Below are 24,879 nucleotides of genomic sequence, written 5' to 3'. Positions count from 1 at the left end.
TCGCGGGGCTGAACCCGATTCAACATAACGGCGTATCAAGTATCTGATCGATCAAACCGATGTGCGCCACAGCACCATGCGTGAATATGTTATCCGGCTGCGGCGGTTGGATGACATTCTGCTGGCGAAGAATCATCCGGCAGAGACGTTTTCACCCGCAGGTGTGCAACAACGGTTAATTGAATATTTACCCGAGAAAGAGCGCATGCTGTATCGCAGTGCGTTGCGTAAATATGACCAATATCTCTCCTGGCAACGCCTTTATTGATCTTTTCTGGATGCTGAACCAGTCGTCGTGATGTTCGGTATCTCGCTGTGTGTCAGACGGGCAGGGCGGTATCCCTGCCTGCGCTCCTATCTGGTTCCTCAAAAAAAATGAAGCGGTAAAAGTCTGTAACGGCAAAGGGTTATATTTTTTTGTCATAGATAAATGTTATGGAACTGTAAAAAACGCTTGCCAACGCAGGGCATTTTATTGCAATGTCATCTTACTGACATCAACCTGCGTTATTTTCTAGGGGTGATGATCGGAAGTTCTAATACGGTCAATTATTATTCCGTGGAATAGTCGTTGCCACAGTGAGGAACGCACATGGTAATGTCCTTTTGGGGACCCAATCAGCAACTTCTGACATGTCGTTTTCAATATCACCTCTGCTGTCGCCGTCATCAAACGCGATGGTTGATAAAGGGGGGAGAGGGGCTAACTCCCCGTGTGAATTTCTCCCGCAACTCGTCTTGTCTTTATTCTTCTCTACTGCTTCACCGTTTTTTATCCCTCGTGCCCACTTTGCGGGACGATATTATCGTCCGCCGCCGTTATTGGCGGTGCGCTATTCATGTCTCCAGTATCGGCTTAATAAGGAAGCCAACCTCGTTTGTGAGTGAAACGTCACGCACAGTGGTTATGTTCGGTAAGTGAAACAAACTGTAAGGTGCCACTATGGGAAGACAAAAAGCAGTGATCAAAGCGCGTCGTGAAGCTAAACGCGTTATTCGTCGTGATTCACGCAGTCATCGTCAGCGTGAAGAAGAATCGGTCACTTCTCTGGTTCAGATGGGGGGAATTGAGGCTATCGGTATGGCGCGAGAAAATCGCGATACGTCACCGATTGCCGCGCGTACCATCGCCCAGGAGCATTACTTGTCTGCAATAGAAAATAAACAGTTAATCTTTGCCACCGGCGAGGCGGGGTGTGGCAAAACGTTTCTCAGTGCGGCCAAAGCGGCTGAAGCGCTGATTCATAAAGAGGTTGAAAGGATAATTGTTACCCGGCCGGTGTTACAGGCTGACGAGGATCTTGGTTTTTTACCTGGTGACATTACTGAGAAGTTCGCTCCCTATTTCCGCCCGGTGTATGGCGTATTGCAGCGGCGTCTTGGCGCATCGTTCTTGCAATACTGTTTACGCCCGGAGATCGGAAAAGTGGAAATAGCACCGTTTGCCTATATGCGCGGGCGCACATTTGAAAATGCTGTGGTGATTCTTGATGAAGCACAGAATGTCACGGTGAATCAGATGAAGATGTTCATGACCCGTCTGGGTGAAAATGTCACGGTGATTGTCAACGGGGATATTACGCAATGTGATTTGCCCGTCGGAGTGAAATCCGGTTTGCAGGATGCACTGGATCGCTTCCAGGACGATGACATGATTGGCATTGTTTCTTTCCGCACACCGGATTGCGTACGCTCGCAATTGTGCCAGCGCACGCTCTTCGCTTATAACTGATACATTCTGCCGTCAACGTAGAGGCTTACGTTGACGGCAGCTCTTCGCTCCTCGCTGTTCGGTCCCTTGCTCGCCCCTGAGATCCCCCTGAAACGTCAGCTCTTTTTTCTGTCATCACGCCGTCGCATTGCTTTCTTACCCTACGGATTCCGATATAAAGTCCCAAAGAGGATGCCCGTATGTTTATGCCTTTCCTGCTTTATTGGCAGGCGGTTTTTACACGCCTGTCCTCCCTACTGCGCTATCTCGCGTCGCTGTTATGGCCACGCCGGGTTGCACAAAACGTCTCTCATGTATTACGTGGAGCGGAGCGATGAACCGCTCGGTTGATATCACGGTTAGCGGCCTTTGCTTTCACATTGCGCAGCAACCGATTCTGCGTGACATCGATCTGCGCGTTCCTGCCGGCACGGTACTTGCGTTGTTAGGCCCATCCGGCTGTGGCAAAAGCACGCTGCTTAAGCTGTTGGCAGGGCTACTGCAACCGACGGATGGCAGCATTATCTTCGGTGGCGTTCGGGTCGCGGAGGCGCGTTTTAGCGCACCGCCGGAGCAACGTAATTTAGGCATGGTGTTTCAGGACTATGCATTGTGGCCGCATATGACGGTGTGTGAGAACGTTGCCTTTCCGCTGAAGATGCGCGGTCTCAATGCGACGCGCCGTAAAGAGAAAACGGATGCCGCTTTGGAGCGTGTTGGGCTGTCCTCCTTGGCCGATTGCTACCCCTCCGCATTGTCGGGTGGTCAACAGCAGCGTGTCGCTTTGGCGCGCGCGGTGGTGGCCGAGCCGCGGATTCTGCTGTTCGATGAACCGCTTTCCAATCTTGATCGCGATCTGCGTGAGTCACTCAGTAAAGAGATGTCGGCATTACTTCGCCAGTTAGGTACGACTGCGGTATATGTCACGCACGATCGCGAAGAAGCGAACACCATGGCAGATGCGATTGCCACGTTATCCGCAGGCCAACTGGTCTCTGTTTCCACCTTAAATGCAGAGTAGGGGAGTTATACGATGAACATGAACACAGTAAATATCAGCACAGTTTACCTCAGTAAAAAGTTAACATCAGGAGTATTAACAGGTATGGCACTTTCTTTGGTCATGGCAAGCAGCAGTGCGCAGGCATTGACGGTGTATACCGCAGGGCCAGGATCGTTAAGCAGCAAGCTGGCCGCCGGGTTTGAAAAGGAAACCGGCGTTAAAGTTGATATTTTTCAAGCCACCACCGGCAAAGTGATGGCCAGGCTGGATGCTGAACAAGCGAACCCGCGTGCGGATGTGTTGATCTCCGCCTCTTGGGATACTGCCACGGATTTGCAGCAGCGTGGCTGGCTGCTGGCCTATGAAAGTAAAAATGCAGCTCAGGTACCTGCGCCGTTTAAAACCCCTTATTACGTTGCTCAGGGCATTTCTGCGTTGGGGATTGTGTGGAACAGCAAGAGTGGCACTCCAGAGCCGAAGGATTGGCGGGATTTGGCTCAGCCTGCATTCAAAGATAAGGTGGCAGCGCCCGATCCGGCACTCTCAGGTGCTTCGCTAGACCTGATTATTGGTTTACAAAATACACAAGGTGAGAACGCCTGGAAGCTGTTTGATGCTTTGAAGAACAACGGGATGATCGTAGCCGGCCCTAACGCGCAAGCGTTGACGCCGGTGTTGCAGGAGGCCAAGGCTGCCGTGTTTGGTGTGGTGGATTACGTGGCCTATAACAGCGTTGAGCAAGGTGAATCGATCAAGGTGATTTTTCCCACCAGCGGTACGGCAATTGCGCCGCGTCCGATGATGATCCTGAAAAGCAGTCAACATCAGGAGCAGGCAAAAGCGTTTGTCGATTATGTGCTTTCACCCGCGGGGCAATAGGCGGTTGCAGAGGCTTGGTTGATGCCTGCGCGTCAGGATATTGATGCCAAACGTCCCTTGTTTAAATCCCTGACATTACTCCAGGAAGGGGATGCCGCCAGCACTTCACGTAACGCTATTCTGGCGCGTTTTGCGAGCCAGTTCGGGCAACGTTAAGGATTAACAGCGCCAGCGCAATGCTGGCGCAGGAGTAAAACATTAGAGGTTTTGCATTATTGCCACTGATTACGGTGGCAATACTTTTCGTGCTGGTGGGTATTCCCGTTATCTTTGTCGTGCTGCAAGCGGTATTTCCCGGGCTGGGTGAAGGTTCAATGCGTGAGCCAATGAGTGCATTTATCGCCGTGGCGCAGGATCCACGCCTTGGCCCGTTGATCTCTAATACTTTCGGTATTGGTATTGGTATTGGTATTGGTATTGGTATTGCTTTGCTGAGTGGCTTATTGGGGATAACGTTGGGAACCTTACGCGGGTTGTTCCATATTCCCTGTGCCCGAGTGTGGGATTTGTTATTTTTGATCCCCTTTCTGATCCCTCCGTATATTTCGGCACTGTCATGGATGCTTGCACTGCAAGCGCGTGGTTATCTGGAACAGATTTTCTCGTTCAAGTTTAATGCGCTGCTGTTCTCATTACCGGGTATGGCGATAGTGATGGCATTGAATATTTTCCTTGTGGTCTATTTCGCCGTCTCGCGCAGCATGGCGAGTCACGGTGGGCGTCTTGCAGATGTTGCCCGGGTACATGGCGCGGGTCCGTGGGCGGCATTTTTCCGTATTACATTACCGTTGGCATTACCAGCGATTGCGGCCAGTTGTCTGCTAACGTTCGCGCTGGCAATTGAGGAGTACGGCGTGCCTGCTGCGATTGGCCCACATGCGGGGATTCAGGCATTGACCACCGGGATTGAGCAACACCTTGCAGATTGGCCTATCGATCTTTCAGGTGCAGTGGTGTTGTCGTTGTTGTTGGTTGCATTGGCATTGACGGCCTACACCGTTCAGCGCGCACTCACTGCGGGAAAAGACGTTGGCACCATTACCGGGAAGCCAGCGGCCATTGTGATTCGCGATCCGGGGCGATGGACGCTGCCCTTCGTAACGCTGTTCTTCGGCGTGGCGGTGATTGCTGTAGGCATTCCGGTGAGCGCCATGCTGGTAACCGCCTTTTCCGGCACCCTATACGGTGGGTTATCTGCGGACAATGTGACGCTAAGGCATTTTAGTGCAGTGCTGAACAATCAGAATCAGGCGCTCAGTGCGCTCTTAAGCAGCATGGGATTAGCCAGCGGCACTGCATTACTGACGGGGGTTGTTGGAACGCTGGTGGCCTGGCTGGTGACGGTAAGGGGTGTCCGCGGTGCGGCGCTATTGGATGGCCTCTCTCTGTTGCCTGTGGCGCTTCCCGGCATTGTGGTTGGCGTGGGGCTGATATTGGCCTGGAACCGAAGTTTTGGCCAATTACGCCCTACAACACCTGGGCGATTCTCCTGTTGGCGTACAGTTGCTTGTTGTTGCCTTATCCCATCCGCAATGTGAGTGCGGCATTGCGTCAACTGGGTCCTAACCTGGAAGCTGCCGCCCGCGTTCACGGTGCCTCGACGTTGAGGGCATTGCGCTACGTGGTGGCACCGCTTATCTTCCCCAGCTTGCTGGCGGCGATGCTGCTAGTGTTTGCCGTTGCCGTTGCCGTTGCCGTTGCCGTTGCTGTTCGTGAGCTGGTGACCTCATTGCTCTTGGCGCCGGCGGGTGTGCAAACCACAGCGATCTTTATTTGGCGGCAGTTTGAGCAAGGGTCTGTAGGGCAGGGAATGGCGATGGCAACGGTGGCAATGACGGTAAGTCTGGCAACCATGCTATTGGGGATTCATCTGTATAAGCGTTTTCAGCCGGGGGAATGAGAATCAGGCTGTACGCAAAAAGCAAAAACGCCCCTGATTGCTCAGGGGCGTTCTTTTATATGGCGGTGAGAGATGTGGTTCGAACCCTCGATACGCTTTCACGTATACACACTTTCCAGGCGTGCTCCTTCAGCCACTCAGACACCTCACCGGGGGTTTCCGTTCAAGGGCAACTGGGCGGTACTATAGGGAGTCGACTGCTTTCGGTCAAGCAGAATTTTATGGATTTCACGCATCTGATTACACAGTGAACGCCAGAGGTGAAACAGATTGAATGGAATGCGATAACATGGCGATTGACACGCGAAGAGCGCGGATTGACGCATAAAAAAACCGCAGGTGTTTCCACCTGCGGCTGATAAATTGATACTGCAACTTTCCCTATAGGTGAATTATGCCAGCAGCGATTTGATAAAGCTGGTCAGTTCTGCATCTTTGCTGTTGGCAAAGAAGTATTCTTGGAATTTAGGACCAGAAATAGCACCTTTAACCAGCTCCTGATCCAGACCTTTCAGGATGGATATTAGATCATTATAGGTAACTTCTTTCACTGCGTCCAGGATCTTCTTGTTACGTTGTTGAGGAACAACGCGGTCGCTCGGGTAGCCACAGCCACCTTCTTCTTTGAACAGTTGAGTGAACAGGTTTTCCAGGTTCAGCTCAGCGCCCCAGCCGAAGCCTTTGGCATACGGCAGAGAAACGGCGTTACCGTTGTTGATCTGGGAGAACAGGTACGCATCGGACGGGTCAACAACCAGACCACAGATCACGCCCGGGAAAGAGTTACAAGCCAGCATCGCGCCCTGACCAGTACCACAACCGGTTACCACGAAATCAGCAGCACCAGAGTTCAGCAGGATAGCTGCCAGAATACCGTTCTGGATGTAGGTCAGTTGTGCAGCGTTATCAACGGCGTACTGACCGTAGTTGTATACGGTGTGACCTTGCGGTGCAACGGCTTTAGTCAGCGCTTAGGCAATGATAGCGTTCTTGGCAGCCTGGCTGTTCTCGTTAATCAATGCAATTTTCATGTTCGTTCCTTTATTGTGATGGGCAACTACAAATAATAAAACACTATTTCATTTCGATGGGTGCAGTATACCTTGTCAAAAATAAAGCGCAAATCATCCCAGTGCAGAATTGCCTTTGCAGTGGTAAAACCGGGCCTGTGTCACATTTTCATTGTTATACATTACCTGACAAACAACGGGCGTAAGAGGCTCTATTATATATAAATACAGGTAATGTCCGCCTGACGTTACATATGATACCGACAACGATAACGGGGGGACGGCAATGAGCCAATGGATGCAGCAGATACAAACGCTCCTGGGGGCTGCGGGAGCAAAAGCGAGTTCGGCAGCGAGCAGCGCTAAAAATGGCAATCTGGGCGATATGCTCAAACCTGCGGCGTTTGGTGGGTTGGCAGGGGTGCTGTTGGCGAACAAATCCACAAGAAAGATGCTGGGGTCTCTGGGTAAAAATGCCTTGATCATTGGTGGAAGCGCTGCTGCTGGTGTCATGCTGTGGAACCAATACAAAAAGCGTGTACGCGATACCCACGTCGAGGATGCCGATTTTGGTGTTCAGTCATCCAGCGACAATGTGCGCGCCCGCCGTTTGATCATGGCATTGGTGTTTGCGGCCAAGAGCGATGGGCATATTGATGCCACAGAACAGCAACGCATAAAAGAGAACGTTCATGAACTTCAACTGGGTGCAGAAGCTGAAACCTGGATACAAGACTCTATCGACCAACCGCTGGATCCTGCACTGTTAGCGAATGGAGTTAAGAATGAGGACGAAGCGCTGGAGGTCTACTTCTTAAGCTGTGCGGTGATTGATGTCGACCACTTTATGGAGAAAAGCTACCTCAATGCTCTGGCACAGGAACTGAAAATTCCAGCAGACGTTTGCGCGTCGATCAGTAATGAAGTGCAGACAACGCGAGCCGCATTGTAGCTGAGCGGAGAGAACGTGGACGGTGGGGAAAACAGTCCACATGTAGCGATTAGAACGAGGTGGTATCTTTGAACAGGCCCACTTTTAATTCGTCAGCGATATAGATCTGCTTGCCATCAACCAACACTTCACCATCGGCAATTCCCATCACCAAACGGCGATTGATAACGCGCTTGAAGTGAATACGGTAGGTGACTTTTTTAGCCGTTGGCAATACCTGACCGGTGAATTTCACTTCACCTACACCCAGCGCACGGCCTTTACCTTCACCGCCCAGCCAGCCCAGATAGAACCCGACCAACTGCCACATGGCATCCAATCCCAGGCACCCAGGCATTACCGGATCGCCGATAAAGTGGCAACCAAAGAACCACAGGTCAGGAGTAATATCCAATTCGGCTTCGACGTAGCCTTTGCCATGATTACCGCCGTCTTCCGTCATTTTGACGACACGGTCCATCATCAACATGTTCGGGGCAGGCAACTGTGGGCCTTGAGGGCCGAACAGTTCACCGCGGCTAGAGGCAAGAAGGTCTTCTTTCGTATAAGATTCGCGTTTATCTACCATATTCTCAGTAAGCCTTATTCTAGTGAAGCACGCAGGTTAGCTTACACCTGTAAGCTGAGCAACCCAGAAACATCTGGTTAAACCAGTTTCTCACCGAAAAAACCACGGGAAGCGGCGTCGCTCCGGCGGTGAGAATTGCGCAATACGCTCTTTGATCAAGCCCAACAGATTCGGCTGTTGTTCATCGTCATAGAGCATATTGGTTAATAATGTGATGGCTTCCGGCACCGTTTCCACTGGAATGATATGGAATTGTCCGGCTCGAACGGCCTCAACCACATCAGCATTTAGACTCAGGTGACGAAGATTGGCCGCTGGAATGATGACACCCTGATTGCCAGTGAGTTCTCGTCGCTGACAAATTTCAAAGAAGCCTTCAATCTTCTCATTGACACCGCCAATGGGTTGCACGCGGCCAAACTGATCGACCGAGCCGGTGATCGCGAGTTGCTGATTAATCGGTTGTAGCGACAACGCACTGATTAATGTGCACAGTTCTGCCAGCGACGCACTGTCACCATCAACTTCACTGTAGGACTGCTCAAACACCAGCGATGCAGAGAAAGGCAACTGTTGTTCCAACTCCAGTTCGGAAATTAGAAATGCCTGCATGATCATCATGCCTTTGGCGTGTAAATTACCTGCCAATTCTGCTTTGCGATCGACATCGGTAAATTCGCCATCGCCAGGGTGAACCACACAGCTAATGCGAGTGGGCTCACCAAATGCCACCGGATGACCGGGATATTCGAGTACCGAGAGTCCGTTAATTTGACCAACGACTTCGCCCTCGGTTTCTATCACTATCTGCCCCAGCTCAATTTCGTCATGCATACGCTCTGCCAGAGAGCCTTCTCGCCAGCGTTGGGCTGCGATCGCCTCAGTGATGGTTTGAGCGGTGATATGCGCATCCTGAGCGTAAATGGCAATGTGCTTGAGCTGATGCGTAAGCCATTGAGGACAAAGCGGCAGGCTGCCCTGATCGCCACTGTAACGTACAGCTAATTGCAGCAATGAAGGCCAGGCATCTGCCGCGAGCAAGGGGAGATGATTGGCGGTGCATAATGCATTAATGTATGCACACCAGCGCGACATATCATCTTCGTCAATCAGCGGCAATTTGGATTCAAATTCACCGTAAACGGCCAGGTCACGCAGGTCGGGTTCAATATCGTGTAGATCGCCAAGGCTTTCGCGATCGCCGACCACGATCAGCCGAATGTTCATGGGCATCGGCGGAATGGCGAGGGGTAAAGTACGCCTTTCATCAGGTGAAAGCCAATGGTATTGGCCTTCTGCGATAATTTGTTTCAGGCGTAACCACCGCAATGGCTGTGCTAACAAGGTTCGTGCGGTCAGGATCAACGTGCCGCCATTGATACGGTGTAATAAGCCGGGTTGCAGGCTAATGCGTTCCTGAAAATAACGGACACAGCCGAATAACTGTTCTGCTTCGATCCATGCCTGGAATTCGCATACCTGCTGGGCTGCGAAATTATCGTCAAGTTGTTGAGCCGGTTGAATCTCAACCCGATCGTGCTCAATACGATAACAGCTACCGCGAGGGGCTGAGATCGGTGGGCACAGATGCCTTACCGCCCCTGTAATAAGTGCGAGGTAATCATGGGTCTCTTCTGCCTTCACCAACATATAGGGTGACGGTGAGCGCGGATGGCAAAATACCTTCAGGCTATCCGCCAGTCGGGGCTGAAGTGCAGCAAAATCCAGCGATTCAAGCTTGTCTGCCCGATCGAACAGAGACTGGTAAGGCGTATGGTCGGGCAGCAGATGCTGCCATGCAAGTTGGTTATTGGTCAAAGTATCAAAGGTAGTTGTCTGAGTGAAGAGCGTGATTATACAAGAATAATACCTGCTGCACAGACGAAGTGTTGGAACGTTATGGAAATAGATAATTGATGTGTGATGACGCCATCTCTTGACGTTCATGGCAAAAACGCGAGCCCTGAGAGGAAAGTTGACTAAAAACTGTTATGCTAAGGTAAGCGTTACACTGTCACTGAAGAATTTATCATGAAATATCAACAGTTAGAGAATCTTGAGTGCGGTTGGAAATGGAAATACCTGGTGAAAAAACACCGGGAAGGTGAAGCCATCACGCGCTTCATTGAGCAAAGTGCGGCTGATGATGCGGTAGACGCGTTGCTAAAAATGGCAAACCAACCGGTGCTAGTGCTTGCCTGGATTAAACAGTGCATGAACCCCGCATTGGAAAATCGTCTCAAGCAAACGATACGTGCACGCCGCAAGCGCCATTTCAATGCCGAAAGTCAGCTCACGCGCAAAAAATCTATCGATCTTGAATATCTGGTTTGGCAACGGTTGGCGGCATTGGCAACCCGTCGTAATGCGACGCTGTCTGAAACCGTAGTGCAATTGATTGAAGATGCTGAGTCAAAAGAGCGTTATGCGACTCAAATGTCATTGCTAAAACAGGATCTGAAAGCGATCTTGTCTCAAGACGATGGCAACATAAAAAACAGCTGATCGAAAAAGAATTCTTCAAAAAAAGGAAGTAAAAAAACCTCGCAATCGCGAGGTTTTTTTTCAGTATAAGGTTATTCAGAATAAGGTTATTCAGAAACGAATAACTTAAGCCTGAGGCTGAGAAACGACGTCTTTGATGCCTTTAACTTCGATCTCAACGCGACGATCCGGTGCCAGGCAGTCGATCAACGCTGCACGCGGTTTCGTGTTATCGCAGGTAGAACCGGTAACCGGGTTGGATTTACCCATGCCACGCGCAGATATCTTGTTAGCCGGGATACCCTTGGATACCAGGTAAGACACGACGTTCTGAGCACGACGTTCAGACAGCGCTTGGTTAGCTTCTACAGAACCGATGCGGTCAGTGAAGCCAAGAACAACAACAGAGCCGTCTTTAGGATCCAGATTGCTCAGTTGGCTGTACAGTTGGTCCAGAGACTGACGACCTTCTGGTTTCAGTGTGTCTTTAGCGAAGTTGAACAGAACGTCAGAACGCAGTATGAAACGCTTGGTTTCTACAACTGGTGCTGGTGCTGCAACAGGTGCCGAAGCAGCAACAACCGGTGCCGGAGCATCACCCTGACCGAAACGGTAGGAAACGCCAACGCTCATCAGCAGGTTATCCGGACGTGCGCCAACGGTGCCAGCATCGCCAATGTTGTTGGTCCACTGGTAGTCAACACGTGCAGCCCAGTCACGATCGAAAGCGTATTCGATACCAACAGCAGCCAGTGGAGATACACTAGTGTCGCTGTCGCTCAACTGATGAGTAGTGCCATTTTTGCCGTTAGCGTCAACACGCCATACCATGCCGCCCAGACGAGTGTATACGTCCAGATCTTGCATTACCGGGTAGCTTAATTTCGCGGCCAACTGAACGCCCTGAGCTTTGAAAGCGGCACTGTCAGTTGCACTGTTCTGAGAACCTGAATATTTCAAACGGCCCAGCCAGTCATAACCTAATTCAAAGCCCAGATATTGGTTTGCCTGATAGCCGACGAATGCGCCTGCGCCCAGTTTGCTCTTGATTGGGTTATTGTTAATACCCTCGAAACCATTACCGTAGAAACCGGTGTCATGGAACTGGGAAACACCCAGTTTACCGCCAACGTACCAGGTTTCTTCTTTGGGGGCTGCTTGTGCTACTGTAGCAAAGCCAGCCAGTGACACTGCAATTGCGATAGCTGTTTTTTTCATTTTACGCCTCATTATCATCCAAACCGGCAATCAGCATTAATGCCAATAGGCCTTTGGTTAAATCCTTGACTGAAGCCACTGCTCTTAATTTATAACTTACTGCCAGCCAACTGGCATTATGCAAAGAGCAACTCCAGCGCGTTAAAGTCTACAACATGATACGAAAGTTACAAGTACGATATGAACTGCCTTGTAGAAAAAACAGCGTTTCATACATACTTCCTAACAAATAATAGTTTATTTTGGCGAATCGCAACGTTTATCCGTAATGGTCGACGCGCATCACACCTGCTTATCCGTGGTTTTAGCGTCAAACAAATCAGGATGGCGACACGCAGATGAGAAAACTCTTAATTTACTTAATGGTACAGCGTTGAATGAATTTTTAGGCGAGAAAATAGTCCATCCTCTTCTCCGTTTATACGCTGTGGTCTCATGATAAACCAGTAGGCGTTTCCTTTTTGGGCTGCTTGCCTCAAACGCATACTTTCTTCTTCTGTCAAATGGTGCTCAAGCCAGCATAAGACAACGCCGTAATTTCCCGTTAACAGTGCTTTTTCCATGGCATCCACGGTTTCATTGGGGTTGAGGTGATAAGGTTGAATAACTTTATCCAGCGGTAAACCCGATTGCTGTAACCAGTGGCGACTAATTTTTTGTTGTGGGGCCAGCCACAGTAGCCAGCGTGATTGCGCGGCTAATTGTTGCAAAAGGGGAAGTAACAGAAGCGTTGTCATTGGGTGCTCAACACTGTAGTCGATTTCGCTGATGATACCGCTGCCATATCCTGCAACAGTGTGCCGTGGCATCGGGGCGCTGTGCAGTGAGGCTGGCTGATGACGTTCTGAACGAATAGAGTGCGCACGCATGATGGGTTTCATCCTTAGTGTTACTGTATGTGTATGGGTCTTCCCCTATCATGGTGGGAGACTCATAACCCCATGTTTAACCTGCCGTAATGGAACATCACTGCCACCTTAAAGCGTTCTTTGTTCCGGTATCCTCTGGACTTGATCCGCAGCAGCCTTATCTTGCTGTTTAGTGACTCTGCATTACCGTTTGATACCCTGTGTTTCATGGCATTCAGGATCCCGTACAGTCGTTTACGTAACGTCCGGGCGGCGCTGCTTAGTAGCGGGACACCAACGTCTTTTGCCATCCCTATCCATTCCAGCCACAGACGCCTGCTGTGTTCGTCATACCGGCGGTTCCAGAGTTCCCGGGCCAGCGCCTTCATTGCCCAGCAACGGCTGGTATCAGGCAGAACCATCTGCGCTGCTTCCAGTCTTTCTGCTATTCGACCATGACGTTTATGGCGACCGTACAACCACAGATAACGGGAACGATGTGCACTTTTTCGTGCCGGTAACGGGATGGTTTTCATCTCCAACTGTCGTGTTTTATCTACGACGGCACAGAGCATTTTCGCTACATGGAAGTGGTCGAACGCGATCTTCTCCACCGCGTTAGGCAGATGGAGCCGCGCTGCGCTTATATAGGATAGATTCATGTCCATCGACAGGGTTTTAATGGATTCAATCTGGCGGTCACCCAGACTCCGGAGATAGCCAGCAAGACTTTCAACTCCGCGATCATCTTTGAGTTCCAATGCCTGTCCTTGGGTATCAGAGATAACGGTGACGTACTGATGCCCCTTTTTGAAAGCGACCTCATCAACACAGAGATGACGTGCGGCCTGAGGTGTTTTTCGACGGGCCAGTCCACGCTTAACCGCCCGTTGCATAATATTATCGACAGCATTCCAGCTCAGCCTCAGCTGTTTCCTGACGGCATCCACGGTGCTGATTTTCAGCCATGAGATAACGAACGACTCGAACAACAGCGTATACCGGCTACCGGGGCCGGCCCATGGAACAGACAGCGTCTGGTAGCCATGCTCCGGGCACATAATACGGGGTACATCAGCTTCGACTATTGTCGCGAACTGACAGGTATCGAGATGGCGCCATTTACGATGTCGGTGATCGTGAATAGGACAAGATTTCCCGCAGGTTGGACAGGTTAACTGAGTGTTTTTCGCAATCTCAACTGTAACGGTAACAGAACCGGCATTTTCATCGAGAGAAAGAGACTTTACCTGCCACGGAATAGACAGGTTGAGGATATGAGCGTAGAGAGACTTTTCGTCCATGGTGGTGACCTCTGGCGATTTAATACGCCATTATCATGCCTTCAGCCACCACAACAAGGGAAGACCCAAATAAATACAGTATTAACACGATTAATCATGAGGACAGCGTGATGATTTTAAGAGCAGCATCCCATACGAAAGATGATACCTGCCCGGCATGCGTGGTGGCAGGAGGTTTTATTTTCCTGGCGCACCACAGTGGCGGTCACGAGAAAGCGGATGCGGTGTTTCAGACAAGGACATCCCTGAAAGCTTTGCAAAAAACACTTCAGTCGGTCGATGCAAGCCTGGATGATATGGTTCAACTGACGCTTTACCTAAAACATCGACACGATTTCCCTGCGGTCCGGGATATTTTTCGCGAATTTTTCACTGCAAGACACTATCCAGCACGGATGACGGTATTTACTGATCTTATCAACGAAAACTGCCTGTGCATGATAGACGGAACAGCCGTAGTAAACTCAAATCATTAGACACCGCGATCTGGTCAGATAAATGGATAATCAGAGTAGGTAATGATTAAAAGCAGATAAAGTACAAACAAAAAAGCCCCTGTTAAGGGACTTTGATGCTGCATATAATTAGGATAAAGTCGAAGACATATTCATAGCGCATCGATTGTATTAAATGAGTGGCGGAGGTGATGAGATTCGAATTCACGCAACTGTTACACTCGACGCTTTTCAATAACACCACGACACCCCATTTAAATCAATCAATTAACATCATTCGTTGGTATAGTGAAGCATCTACAACCAATATATATCAACCAGTTATAAGGTCTGATTTCTTCAAATACCAACGCTTCATTGTCATAAATCATGGTATAAAAGCGTTTTTATACCTGAAGATACGCCCAACCTTATAGTCGACCCGCGCGGACTTTTCACTTAGTTTACTACTGTGTTGCAGTAAACATTACGGTACATTACCGTCGGAGTGGATTCCTCACTTTCTGGTATCTGCTTGCTCACATAATGTTTTTTTGATATTTATTATTATTATTTTTTTCTGACATGATATTAAGGAAGGCAGTTAGTAATTAAAAATAAGTTACCGTAACAATCACTAAATACCGTACACTATAACTACCGTTTATATAAACCCCCCTTAAATTAAGGATAATTTAATGGACAGAATCAGTTCAACGACTAATGAAAGCTCATTTATGCGTGCAATGCGTGAAGATATATCAAGAAATCCTGAAGCAGCAATATACAACAAAGGGATCACCAACTCTTACGTTACCGAATTAAATGCATATCACAAGCCAGATCAGAATGATCCCCAAAGAAGGGATATTTCTGAAATATTATCTAAATTGAAGCATGCAAATAGCGGAGAAGAGCGAGGTGCATCACAAGGAAGAATGAAAGATATGCTGAGTGAAATTATCAATAATTTTAGTGAGTTAAGAGAAAAACGTTTGTCATACATAATAAGCATACAAAAGATGTTTATGGGACTTTAGCGGATAACTGTACAACCCATGACCGAGACAACTACATTAAAGGCTTAGTCAACTTACATGAAATAATTGATGAGGTTAGCGCTTCACTGAACAATCGCTCTGGAGCTTCAGGGAATGAAAAGCCATACACGGCTTTCATTGATACTATGCGTCAGTTTAAAAGCATCCTAGGTGAACCCTTTATTCTTCATCATAGCTCAGCACTCTATGGTGACTTGCTTGCACTTTTCATGATAATGTCAGGAAGCGCCTTAAATCCTAAAATACCAAGAATGGTTTCTTATTTCTCCCATAATATGAGCACAGTATTTGTTTGAGTTTACGCTCGATCATTCAACGCGTTAACCTCCTATCAAGCATAATGCTAGAATTCAGATAAAGTGCCAATTGCGGCCAAATCGTTTAACACGGTCAAGGCTTCTTCCTGCGACTGGATATACACATCGCACAAAAAACGTGGCTCCGAGCTGTCGCCACCGCGGCCGTCAGGAATCAACTGGTCGCAATGCTGCGCAATCTGGTACAGCGCCCACTTCGAAACAGAGAGGTTTTCAGCCTTGATACGGCTGCCAAAGCGATCGCTGATCTGGATGGTCATAATACACTCAGTCTGTCTGGCTCGTTAATTCTGTGCTGACGGCGATTCCATGCTCTAACGCCAGGGAAACCGGGAATAGAGGATTGATTGGGCGTACCAGAACGAAACTCCCACGCCACTCCCGAAAAGTTAGCGTTACTATTGGCATCAGTGATCGGTGTACCGTCCATGAAAACACGCGTGCCATCAAGCCCGCCACTAAACGCTCCCTCACCCAGCGCCAACAGGATTTTTGCGTAGGAATCCGGCGACTCAGCTGCCATCCGGGCATTGCCACTGCCACCTTTTCGACCATTAATTATCCTGTATGCTCCATAAATGAGAAAGCCCGCACAAAATGGGCATATCAATTTGTACGGACTTCAGTTGAGCTACTAACGTAAAAATAAAAACGTTAAACACCACAGGAAACATATCAGCCCGCTTGAGCTATTTTTTTTTGCACAAGCGCTTACCCCGAAGGAGTGGCTGATGACCTTCGGATTGAGGAAATAGATGGACGTTGAGAATGAAATTAAAAACTTAAAACACGCACTTGAGGTACAAAAAGTCACTAATAGCTTGCTATTAATAATGATAATGAGAACTATTAATGCCTTATCTCCTAAAGGTCACGTATTTGAAGTCCTCAAATTAGTGGCGGAGGAACAAAAGGGGAAAACACCTGAAAATCATCCTATTATTAATGAAGCATTCAAACAAGTTCTTCTCGTTATTTCAACGCCTAAGTCTTATCGAGAATAGTATCAACCTAACAGTTTAATTATTAATCTATTTTATTACGGATTATGACAATGGACATTGTATTTTTGATTGTTTTCCTTAAAAACCCAGCGCTGTAGTACAGCGCTGGGCTTAAAATCAATAAGTTGATTAAGGAAGATGCAATTTAATCCTCATTTGTGAGAATATAACTCTTTATTTGTAATGACCTTTTCATGATCCCAGCTATTTCTCATTATTCTTCCTGTAAATCCCGTTTTTTCGATCGTATGGATCTACGGGTTCCATGGGACGACATCGTTTAGCTCCCGCTTTCAGCGTCCCCCTTATCCCAACGCAGGCGCAGGCCTTTTTCTCAGTCTCTCATTCCCCATGTATCCACTGCCGACAACACTGGTTTGACCTGAGTACCAGTGCCGCTGAAAATGCCCTGTATGATGTTCTCCCTTTCGTCAAAGTTGCTAAGATATACTCATTAATGTCATAGCTCATGACGAGTAATTGACTAAAAACAGTTGGTTTACCCTTTGTTTCTGTTGTGAAAACAGACATCCAGATACCATTTGAATACATGAACAAGATAACGGTAGAAGAACTCACCATGGCCATATCAGTCACATCAATCCAATTCGTTGCATTTGCCCAAGGCTCTTGCCACAAGGAGCGCTCATGAAATTAGCCTTAGCAATAACACTGACTTTATCCGGGTGCGCTGCCACAAGCCTATCCAGCCAGCAAATATCTGCGTACAACAATGACGATTTGTGTAAAGCACTAGGCACATACAATAGCCATGGACACACAGTGCTCCGTATAACCGAAGAGATAAACAAACGGGGCTCGGGCATCGATCAAGAGCGGTGTTACGCGCTGTCACGAATAAGGATGAAGCGCGGAGGTAATATCCTTAGCAGTGATAATAATTTTCCTGATAATAAATTTTGGGCTCATGATTTGGAACAGCAACAGCGTTTATCAAGAGACATACAGCGACATTTAGAAAGCCAACATTAAGCAAAGCCTACAAATATGATCTAACCTAAAAAGTAAGCGCTTATACTTCTTCCCAATATTATTGTTGTGCTGCCTCATATACAGCCATATCACGTCTAAAGCGAAAAGTGATTGATAATGCACGCAACTAAAGCGCCTCTGACGGTGGACAGACCTACTACATCAATTTTGATGGCCTTGAAAAAGAATCATTGATAGCTGAATCATATGACCTGATAGCAATTTTTCAATAATTTCCCTACACTGAAAAAGGTGAATTGATATGACGTTATCGAAATATACACTCCCAGCATGTGCCTTCGCTCTGGCGACCGCGATGGTAGGGTTCCAGAGTCATGCAGCCGTATCTAAATCGACAGGAACATAAACTTCATCGGCTTCCGCCAACAAACAGGAACATCGAGCTATCACTACCTCTGTTTTTAATCCCGGGGAGCAGGCTATTTTTGCCATATCCTCTGTAGTTGAAGGAAAAAATGATGCTATCTTGATTGACGCTCAGTTTTCAGCAGAGCAGGCCCGTAAGTTGGTGGACAAAATCAAGGCATCCCAGAAGCACCTGACGACAATTTATATCAGCCATGGAGATCCAGATTTCTACTTTGGCCTTGATACTCTTCAGGCGGCTTTCCCGCAGACAAAAATCGTTGCCACACCACAAACCATCGCACATATTCAGGAAACTAAAGACGAGAAACTTAAAGTGTGGGGGCCACAGTTAGGCTCAAACGCACCGGGTAAAATTATTGTACCTCAGCCTCTCCAAGGCAATTCGCTCCAACTTGAGGGGCATGAACTGCAAGTTGTAGGTCTCGATGGCCCTACCCCTGACCGAACTTTTGTGTGGATACCGTCAATCAAAACGGTTTCAGGCTGGATCCCTGTCGTATCAGGAGAACATGTCTGGATGGCTGATACCCAGACAGCAAAATCGCACGCAGACTGGCTAACAACCCTTGAAAAGATTAAATCACTCTCTCCAACCAAGGTAATCCCAGGGCATTTCACAGGGAAAATTCCTGAGGGCGTTACAGCGGTTGATTTTACTGCAAACTACATTCGTGTGTTTGATGAAGAAACCGCAAAGGCTAAAAACTCAGAAGAACTGATCAAGGCTATGAAAAAACACTATCCTGGTTTGGGGGGAGAAAGTTCTCTCGAACTAAGTGCTAAAGTCGCCAAAGGCGAAATGGGATGGAAATAAACCCTCTCGTTAAAACCTGATTTTCAAATTAAAGTAAAAAGCAGTCTGAAACCAAGGCTGCTTTTTCGTTAAGGTTTTTTCATTCTCAAAACGTCAGGCTTACCGGTTTAATCCCCTCGCGTCGACCATGGAATAGGCTCGATTATCCATTTGGTTGTGTTTAACAAATTGGTCATTGGTCATAACTCGATTGGTTGGCTAAATCAGCCGTGCAGCCTTACGACGCAGGTATTCCCGATGCAAATGTGATGCAGCACCGGCTGGCGCCACGGAAATTCAGCACTGATCGAGTAACGCTATAACTCGTTGCGCCAGCGCTTATATTCCACAAGTACGTCAGCTACGTTCACCCCAAACGGGTTTGCCCCGCTCTCCACGGTCAGTACCATAAACTCACCACAGACCTTATACGTGCCGTTCCCAGGCTGCGCGTGCTGTCCGAATGTCTCTGGCGGTTTGCGATTCTGCTGCGTCAGTTTTTCCTGCATGCTTTTCACCCCGGTGCTCAAACAGCCCGGCCATACGCAAGTCGTCGAGTTTTTGGAGCGTTCTGACCAACCCATGCTCGGTCCTGATAGGTTGCTTAAGCTGTTGGCAAAACTCAACCCACTCACGCAACAGATCAGGCGATATCGATTCAGGCAGTTCAGCCTCAAGTGGTTCGAATTTTTGAGCTGGTTTCTTTTGGGTGATAAGGGGGGGGTTATCTTTTAGATCTAAATCTATATTTGTAGCAGCCGTAGCAATACTACGGTAGAAAAATACAAACTAGACGACGCTTGATTTGCCGCTAATCAATAAAAATGAACAATAACACACAGAAAAAATAGGATATACCAAGTGGATAACAATAGAGAAAAACAATGTGAGGAACTACAGATAAGCATTTGAAAAAAAAGTGGCGGAGGAGGTGAGATTCGAACTCACGGAGCTGTTACACTCGGCGGTTTTCAAGACCGCTGCCTTAAACCACTCGGCCACCCCTCCACAACGAAGCGAACTATAAACACAGCCCGACAGGTTGTAAAGCCTGATAACGCTCAACTGCGCTAAAAATAACCTAATTTAGCGTTAACTGGACGTAATATCATCATAATGCTTATAAAATTAGCACTTCACAGCGTAAAGAAGGGTAAAACGTCTTTAATAACCCTATGCAACTATCTATGCTGATATCCTGAGTCATAATAATCATTTAACAGAGAGAGTCGCTGCCATGGATCGTATTGTTGTCTCTTCCAGACAGGAAAGCTCACTGCTCAGCACGCACAAGGTGCTGCGTAACACGTATTTCCTTTTATCACTTACTCTGGGTTTTTCCGCGCTTACCGCAACCGTCAGTACCGTGCTAAACCTTCCCGCGCCTGGCTTATTGTTGATGCTGATAGGGTTTTACGGACTGATGTTTTTGACCCACAAACTCGCCAACAGTCCAGCAGGTATTCTGGCAGCATTTGCGCTCACGGGTTTTATGGGGTACACGTTGGGCCCGATTCTGAGCTCACTGATTGCCTCCGGCGCCTCTGACATTATCATGCTTGCATTGGGCGGCACGGCCCTGGTCTTTTTCTGCTGTTCTGCCTATGTTCTAACAACGCGCAAGGATATGTCATTCCTGTCCGGGATGATGATGGCGGGATTTGTTGTTCTGATCGTCGGGGTGATTGCCAATCTGTTCCTGCAACTTCCGGCGTTACATCTTGCGTTGAGTGGCTTGTTCATTCTGTTTTCTGCCGGCGCCATTCTCTGGGAAACCAGCAACATCATTCACGGTGGTGAAACGAATTATATTCGCGCCACGGTTAGCCTGTACGTCTCCATTTATAACCTGTTCGTGAGCTTGTTGAGCATTTTAGGCACCATGCGCAACGACTAACCGGATTGAGGCTTCTGCCTTTATCATTGCACTGATGTAACGGGCCTGAGTGTGGCGTCTCTGCCGCTCAGGCCTTTTTATTCCCCCTGAACCCCCCATTCTTCCGACTGAATTTCTTTGCTACACTTCGCTTAAAACAGGGGGTTACGAGGCACTATGTTGGAGTTTGAAGGGCGTTTTATAGAAACGGATGCACAGGGATACTTGCTTAACAGCGCTGATTGGAGTGAGTCTCTCGCACCGCTACTGGCAAAGCAGGAAGATATCGCGTTAACGGATGCGCATTGGGAAGTGGTGCGCTTTGTTCGCCACTTCTATCTGGAGTTCAACACCTCACCGGCGATTCGCATGCTGGTAAAAGCGATGGCACAAAAGTACGGCGAAGAAAAAGGTAATAGCCGCTACCTGTATCGGCTCTTTCCGAAAGGCCCCGCCAAACAGGCAACCAAAATTGCAGGACTACCTAAGCCGGTAAAATGTATCTGATATTCGGCTAATAGCGGATTGAAAAACCCGTGTAATCCATCATCGCGCAAGGCTCGACAAGAACGTGCTCAACACGAGCACTGCGCGGCCCACCCGCTTTTAGCCAAATGATAAGTTGTTCAACCTGCTGCGGCTCACCACTGGCTACCACTTCCACACTGCCATCCTCGCAATTCCTGGCATACCCTTTTACGCCCAACTGTCGGGCCTGCTGTTGTGTGTGATAACGAAAACCAACCCCCCCTGCACCACACCGTATACATAGGCTGTCACACAGTGTTCAGACATCTAAACGCCACCTCAATCATCAATGGGCAGACACCTTTATTTCCTGCACGGCGATACAATATGCCTCATACTATTAGCAGTAAAATAACCTTATTCCGTTAGCAAATACGCTGTTCCACATACAACTTGAAATCTGGGCGTTCGCGCCCATATAGAAGTAAGGTTACAGAGTCAGATTATCTCAGGAGTCATTATGATTATCTGTAAATTTGGTATTGGAGAACAGATTCGTCATAAACTGCTGGGATACCCTGGTGTCGTGATTGAATCGATCCTGAATACTCGCTGGTAAGCCCGGCGTGGGAGGAACTGGATGCCCACGATACGCTGCGCTCTTCACCTTGGTATCATGTTGTAATCGATCTGATGATCTTCTTTTGGGACCCACTGAATGAGGTTCCGCACGATCCTGACGTCAAGGCTCTGCTTCGCTACCGTCTGGAATATTCCGGTCGCAACCAACCGTTCCACCGCTGACTTTTTGGTTAACTCAGCCCTTTTTAAACAGCCCGTTGAGATCGCCATTCCTGACTACCAACGCTATCTGAATGAGCGTCTGAAGTAACGCGGCGCATCAGCGCTACCCGGTTGCTGGCAGCGCTGTTATTAAGGTTTCCTCTGAAGCGGCACACCGATACGCTGTAATTGTTCAACAAAGACAGACGGTGCGTCACGATCGTAGAGCAACCAGACCCGGTGTTTCGCACGGGTTAGCGCCACATAAAGTAAACGACACTCTTCCGCATCAGCAAAAGGTTCCGGCTGGGGTAACAAGACCTGCTCCAGCAAACTTTCACGCGGCAAGGCGGGGAAACCTTCTTTGCCATCGTTCAATCCCACAATCACCACATAGTCAGCCTGTTGCCCCTTGCTGGCATGGATTGTCATAAACTCAATAATCAGGTTTGGCCATCTCACACCCGCTTTATCCAGCATGGCTGGCCGCAAATGGTGATAACGCGCCAGCACAAGAATACGCTCATCGGGCGTGACGTAACTGCTGAGCTTATCGAACAACGTTTCCAACTGTGTTTCAGGCAGCAGCATGACCGCTTTTTTATCGCCAGCGCGCAAGCTGTTAAGAGGCTTCTTTAACTGATGCGGATTCTGCTGCACAAAGGTATTGGCAATCTCGCCAATACGATCGTTAAAGCGATAGGTCGTATCCAGCGCACAGCGCTCTCCGCGCCCAAAGTGATGCTCAAATGCCTTGGTCAGCGTCAGTTCAGCGCCACTGAAACGGTAAATCGCCTGCCAGTCATCACCGACAGCAAAAAGGCGGGTACGCAGATTTTGCCTGCGCAGCGCGGCCAACAATTGCGCACGCTGGGGAGAAATATCCTGAAATTCATCGACCAGAATATGCTTCCAAGGGCTGATAAAGCGCCCCTTATCCAGCAAATTTACCGCCTGATGGAGGATCAGGTCAGAGAAGTCCACCGCGCCTTCTTCTTTCAATGCTGCTTTCCATGCCTTAAGCAAAGGGGCCATCAAGCGTAAACCACGTTGCAATCGCGGGCGCTGCTCATCATCCGCCAGCGCCAGCATGTCATTTTGGCTCCCGCCCTGCATACGCATTAGCCCGAGCCAGCGATCCAAACGACCACTCAGCCGCGCTGCCATACGCGCATCCAGCCAGAACTCGCCGTCAGGCACATCCCACGCCATCTCCTCGCTCAGCCACTCCCGCCATCCTTTGGCTTGCGCTTTCTTCTCCGCGCACTGCTGCTGCCAGGTTTTAATCAGCAGTTCATGTCGTAGCGCGCCATTGCTTTCCAATCGTCTGATAACCGGCGCTTTGCGCGTAGCATGCTGAATAATATGCAGTGCCAGCGCATGGAATGTTTTGGCCTGTACAGCGTCCGTGTGTAAGCACGCCTGTATACGTTCATTCATCTCCTGCGCGGCTTTGCGGCCAAAGGCAAGTAACAAGATTTGTTCCGGCATCGCTTCGTTTCGGTGCAGCAACCAGGCGGCGCGCGCCACTAATACGGACGTTTTTCCACTGCCCGCCCCCGCCAGCACTAATACGGAATCTTCACCATTGATGACGGCGCGACACTGCGAAACATTAAGCGGAGTAGTTTCAACGCCGTCAAAAAACGCCTGCTCTGAGGAGAGCGTTTTCTCCATCCAAGTTTGGTTACAGACGGTTCTGCACGACTCCCCCTCAGCGAGCCACTGCTGACAAAGGGTGTAGCTGTCACAACAATTCACAAACCCCGCCAGCCTTGCGACAGGCAACGGCAAGGAAGCGAGCGTTGCACGAATATCTGCCTGTAACTCAGTCAACGCCTGACGTGAAATCCACCCATGATGGTTCGCCATTTGCTCAATATCGGTGACCTGGCGCTGTAACGCGTCGGCACACACTGCGCTCATGTCGTCACTCCACTGACGCCACATTTTCATCAGATAGCGGTAGAACTGCTGGGTTTCCTGCCATTCGGTGCCATGCAGCCGCACCACCTGGTTTTCTGGTAGCACAAACTCCAGTTCCCCCCATACCAGCCCACGCTTGCATTGCATATCCAGCAACTGGTTAAAGGGAATGACATACTCGTGTTTCTCACCGCTCACCTGAACGCCCGCATTGAGCAGCTTCACCCGATTGTAGGGGTGTTGCGCCAGATGTTTGCCTAAAGAGGTTGCTTTCAGTTCCATTTTCGTTACGCCATGAAAAAAACGGCTTTTCGGTAGTTTACCTGCGACACAGACCCCTTCTCCAGTGTTAAAATACGTTAGGATATCCCCGCGCTTGATGTAATATTCTTTCTGATGACATCATACGCGATGTGTGCCGAAGCAATGCCATGAGATGTCTGTATTTTGTAATGATAGATGCCCTATTTACGAGACCTTCGCTACGCCTGACATCATGGAGCAACAATGCGAGCCGCATTGAACATTCTTAATTTTGTGCTGGGTGGATTTTTCACTACGCCGGCATTGTTTATTGCAACGCTAATCAGCATTGTTCTGATTTTCACATTGCCACTGACCCGATCATGCTGGGAAATCACCAAGCTATCGCTGTTCCCTTACGGCAATGAGGCCGTTCACATCGATGAAGTAGAGCCTGAGCGTAAAAATGCCGTATTGAGCGCTGGCGGGACAGTCCTTAATGTCTTTTGGTTTATTCTTTTCGGATGGTGGCTGTGTATATCGCACATTGCCAGTGGCATTGCGCAATGCCTAACGATTATCGGTATTCCTGTCGGGATCGCCAACTTCAAACTGGTAGTCATCGCGCTGTGGCCTGTAGGTCGTCGCGTGGTGTCCATTGAAGAGGCACAGGCGATACGTGAAAGAAACGCGCGCCGTCGCTATCGCTAACCG

At 48.8% G+C, this 24,879-nt stretch carries 20 protein-coding genes, 2 tRNA genes and 9 pseudogenes; 18 read left to right on the top strand and 13 right to left on the bottom strand.

The window, feature by feature from the left end:
• Window positions 1–34 precede the first annotated feature (34 nt).
• The 5 genes and pseudogenes from JZM30_RS06380 to JZM30_RS06360 all read left to right on the top strand — a co-directional run bounded on the left by JZM30_RS06380 (window position 35) and on the right by JZM30_RS06360 (window position 5,493).
• The gene (locus JZM30_RS06380) at window positions 35–268 is read left to right on the top strand and encodes a site-specific integrase (protein WP_308167138.1); all 234 of its coding nucleotides are present in this window, start codon (window positions 35–37) and stop codon (window positions 266–268) included.
• Between the two features lie 675 nt (window positions 269–943).
• Window positions 944–1,732, top strand: a complete 789-nt coding sequence (gene phoH, locus JZM30_RS06375) for a phosphate starvation-inducible protein PhoH (protein ID WP_252317946.1) — start codon at window positions 944–946, stop codon at window positions 1,730–1,732.
• Between the two features lie 313 nt (window positions 1,733–2,045).
• Window positions 2,046–2,732, top strand: a complete 687-nt coding sequence (locus tag JZM30_RS06370; protein WP_252317945.1) for an ABC transporter ATP-binding protein — start codon at window positions 2,046–2,048, stop codon at window positions 2,730–2,732.
• Window positions 2,733–2,765: 33 nt separating this feature from the next.
• A pseudogene (locus tag JZM30_RS06365) lies at window positions 2,766–3,749 on the top strand (ABC transporter substrate-binding protein).
• A 41-nt stretch (window positions 3,750–3,790) separates the two neighbouring features.
• Window positions 3,791–5,493, top strand: a pseudogene (locus tag JZM30_RS06360) (ABC transporter permease).
• 60 nt (window positions 5,494–5,553) lie between these two features.
• Here JZM30_RS06360 and JZM30_RS06355 read toward each other — a convergent pair.
• Both JZM30_RS06355 and JZM30_RS06350 read right to left on the bottom strand, forming a co-directional pair.
• A tRNA-Ser gene (locus JZM30_RS06355) sits at window positions 5,554–5,644 on the bottom strand.
• A 241-nt stretch (window positions 5,645–5,885) separates the two neighbouring features.
• Window positions 5,886–6,524 (bottom strand): annotated as a pseudogene (locus tag JZM30_RS06350) (RpiB/LacA/LacB family sugar-phosphate isomerase).
• A 265-nt stretch (window positions 6,525–6,789) separates the two neighbouring features.
• Between JZM30_RS06350 and JZM30_RS06345 the strand changes: the two are divergent.
• Window positions 6,790–7,455 (top strand): tellurite resistance TerB family protein, encoded by a 666-nt coding sequence (locus tag JZM30_RS06345; RefSeq protein WP_252317944.1) that lies wholly within the window; start codon window positions 6,790–6,792, stop codon window positions 7,453–7,455.
• Window positions 7,456–7,504: 49 nt separating this feature from the next.
• Here the strand turns inward: JZM30_RS06345 and fabA are convergent, their stop codons facing one another.
• Window positions 7,505–8,023: a bifunctional 3-hydroxydecanoyl-ACP dehydratase/trans-2-decenoyl-ACP isomerase gene (gene fabA, locus JZM30_RS06340; RefSeq protein ID WP_252317943.1), complete on the bottom strand. Its 519-nt coding sequence runs from the start codon at window positions 8,021–8,023 to the stop codon at window positions 7,505–7,507.
• Between the two features lie 90 nt (window positions 8,024–8,113).
• Entirely contained in the window at window positions 8,114–9,841 is a 1,728-nt protein-coding gene (locus JZM30_RS06335) for an AAA family ATPase (protein WP_308167130.1), read from the bottom strand.
• 213 nt (window positions 9,842–10,054) lie between these two features.
• Between JZM30_RS06335 and matP the strand changes: the two genes are divergently transcribed.
• Window positions 10,055–10,528 carry a macrodomain Ter protein MatP gene (gene matP / locus JZM30_RS06330; protein WP_252317942.1) on the top strand — a complete coding sequence of 158 codons (474 nt, stop codon included), beginning with the start codon at window positions 10,055–10,057 and terminating at the stop codon, window positions 10,526–10,528.
• Between the two features lie 105 nt (window positions 10,529–10,633).
• Here matP and ompA read toward each other — a convergent pair whose 3' ends face one another.
• The 4 genes from ompA to JZM30_RS06315 form a co-directional block, all read right to left on the bottom strand.
• Window positions 10,634–11,725 (bottom strand): porin OmpA, encoded by a 1,092-nt coding sequence (gene ompA / locus JZM30_RS06325; protein WP_252317941.1) that lies wholly within the window; start codon window positions 11,723–11,725, stop codon window positions 10,634–10,636.
• Window position 11,726: 1 nt separating this feature from the next.
• Window positions 11,727–11,849, bottom strand: a complete 123-nt coding sequence (locus tag JZM30_RS23545; RefSeq protein WP_286673445.1) for a hypothetical protein — start codon at window positions 11,847–11,849, stop codon at window positions 11,727–11,729.
• A 235-nt stretch (window positions 11,850–12,084) separates the two neighbouring features.
• Complete coding sequence (gene sulA / locus JZM30_RS06320) at window positions 12,085–12,594, bottom strand: SOS-induced cell division inhibitor SulA (protein WP_286673444.1); 510 nt, start codon at window positions 12,592–12,594, stop codon at window positions 12,085–12,087.
• A 62-nt stretch (window positions 12,595–12,656) separates the two neighbouring features.
• Window positions 12,657–13,877 carry an ISL3 family transposase gene (locus JZM30_RS06315; protein WP_252317421.1) on the bottom strand — a complete coding sequence of 407 codons (1,221 nt, stop codon included), beginning with the start codon at window positions 13,875–13,877 and terminating at the stop codon, window positions 12,657–12,659.
• A gap of 35 nt (window positions 13,878–13,912) precedes the next feature.
• On the opposite strand from JZM30_RS06315, the gene JZM30_RS06310 reads away from it, so the two are divergent.
• The 3 genes from JZM30_RS06310 to JZM30_RS24290 all read left to right on the top strand — a co-directional run bounded on the left by JZM30_RS06310 (window position 13,913) and on the right by JZM30_RS24290 (window position 15,668).
• Window positions 13,913–14,353 (top strand): RidA family protein, encoded by a 441-nt coding sequence (locus tag JZM30_RS06310; protein ID WP_252317940.1) that lies wholly within the window; start codon window positions 13,913–13,915, stop codon window positions 14,351–14,353.
• 656 nt (window positions 14,354–15,009) lie between these two features.
• Window positions 15,010–15,351, top strand: coding sequence for a hypothetical protein (locus JZM30_RS06305; protein WP_252317939.1), 342 nt, complete (start codon window positions 15,010–15,012; stop codon window positions 15,349–15,351).
• Window positions 15,312–15,668 (top strand): NleF caspase inhibitor, encoded by a 357-nt coding sequence (locus JZM30_RS24290; protein ID WP_368858835.1) that lies wholly within the window; start codon window positions 15,312–15,314, stop codon window positions 15,666–15,668. The genes JZM30_RS06305 and JZM30_RS24290 overlap by 40 nt, the downstream gene beginning before the upstream one ends.
• 68 nt (window positions 15,669–15,736) lie before the next feature.
• Here JZM30_RS24290 and JZM30_RS24620 read toward each other — a convergent pair.
• Window positions 15,737–16,212: pseudogene (locus JZM30_RS24620) on the bottom strand (hypothetical protein); the annotation flags it as partial.
• Between the two features lie 232 nt (window positions 16,213–16,444).
• On the opposite strand from JZM30_RS24620, the gene JZM30_RS06290 reads away from it, so the two are divergent.
• The 3 genes and pseudogenes from JZM30_RS06290 to JZM30_RS06280 all read left to right on the top strand — a co-directional run.
• Complete coding sequence (locus tag JZM30_RS06290) at window positions 16,445–16,693, top strand: hypothetical protein (protein ID WP_252317936.1); 249 nt, start codon at window positions 16,445–16,447, stop codon at window positions 16,691–16,693.
• A gap of 197 nt (window positions 16,694–16,890) precedes the next feature.
• Window positions 16,891–17,141 (top strand): annotated as a pseudogene (locus tag JZM30_RS23875) (IS5/IS1182 family transposase); the annotation flags it as partial.
• Window positions 17,142–18,053: 912 nt separating this feature from the next.
• Window positions 18,054–18,890: pseudogene (locus JZM30_RS06280) on the top strand (MBL fold metallo-hydrolase); the annotation flags it as partial.
• Window positions 18,891–19,186: 296 nt separating this feature from the next.
• Here the strand turns inward: JZM30_RS06280 and JZM30_RS24615 are convergent.
• Together JZM30_RS24615 and JZM30_RS06270 are read right to left on the bottom strand one after the other, a co-directional pair.
• Window positions 19,187–19,453 carry a hypothetical protein gene (locus tag JZM30_RS24615; protein ID WP_438801468.1) on the bottom strand — a complete coding sequence of 89 codons (267 nt, stop codon included), beginning with the start codon at window positions 19,451–19,453 and terminating at the stop codon, window positions 19,187–19,189.
• A gap of 336 nt (window positions 19,454–19,789) precedes the next feature.
• A tRNA-Ser gene (locus tag JZM30_RS06270) sits at window positions 19,790–19,877 on the bottom strand.
• Window positions 19,878–20,106: 229 nt separating this feature from the next.
• Between JZM30_RS06270 and yccA the strand changes: the two genes are divergently transcribed.
• Both yccA and tusE read left to right on the top strand, forming a co-directional pair.
• The gene (gene yccA / locus JZM30_RS06265) at window positions 20,107–20,766 is read left to right on the top strand and encodes an FtsH protease modulator YccA (protein ID WP_252317934.1); all 660 of its coding nucleotides are present in this window, start codon (window positions 20,107–20,109) and stop codon (window positions 20,764–20,766) included.
• A gap of 156 nt (window positions 20,767–20,922) precedes the next feature.
• Window positions 20,923–21,252, top strand: coding sequence for a sulfurtransferase TusE (gene tusE, locus JZM30_RS06260; RefSeq protein ID WP_252317933.1), 330 nt, complete (start codon window positions 20,923–20,925; stop codon window positions 21,250–21,252).
• Window positions 21,253–21,259: 7 nt separating this feature from the next.
• Here the strand turns inward: tusE and yccX are convergent.
• Window positions 21,260–21,540, bottom strand: a pseudogene (gene yccX / locus JZM30_RS06255) (acylphosphatase).
• Between the two features lie 193 nt (window positions 21,541–21,733).
• Here yccX and hspQ point away from each other — a divergent pair.
• Window positions 21,734–21,903, top strand: a pseudogene (gene hspQ / locus JZM30_RS06250) (heat shock protein HspQ); the annotation flags it as partial.
• Window positions 21,898–22,105 (top strand): annotated as a pseudogene (locus JZM30_RS06245) (methylglyoxal synthase); the annotation flags it as partial. The pseudogenes hspQ and JZM30_RS06245, both read left to right, overlap by 6 nt.
• A 41-nt stretch (window positions 22,106–22,146) precedes the next feature.
• Here JZM30_RS06245 and helD read toward each other — a convergent pair.
• Window positions 22,147–24,204 carry a DNA helicase IV gene (gene helD / locus JZM30_RS06240; RefSeq protein ID WP_252317932.1) on the bottom strand — a complete coding sequence of 686 codons (2,058 nt, stop codon included), beginning with the start codon at window positions 24,202–24,204 and terminating at the stop codon, window positions 22,147–22,149.
• Between the two features lie 225 nt (window positions 24,205–24,429).
• On the opposite strand from helD, the gene JZM30_RS06235 reads away from it, so the two are divergent.
• Window positions 24,430–24,876: a YccF domain-containing protein gene (locus JZM30_RS06235; protein WP_252317931.1), complete on the top strand. Its 447-nt coding sequence runs from the start codon at window positions 24,430–24,432 to the stop codon at window positions 24,874–24,876.
• The last annotated feature ends 3 nt before the right edge of the window (window positions 24,877–24,879 follow it).

It is taken from the genome of Candidatus Symbiopectobacterium endolongispinus, assembly GCF_018777385.1.
In the GTDB taxonomy this organism is placed as follows: domain Bacteria; phylum Pseudomonadota; class Gammaproteobacteria; order Enterobacterales; family Enterobacteriaceae; genus Symbiopectobacterium; species Symbiopectobacterium endolongispinus.
This window is presented reverse-complemented; position numbering and strand designations above follow the sequence as displayed.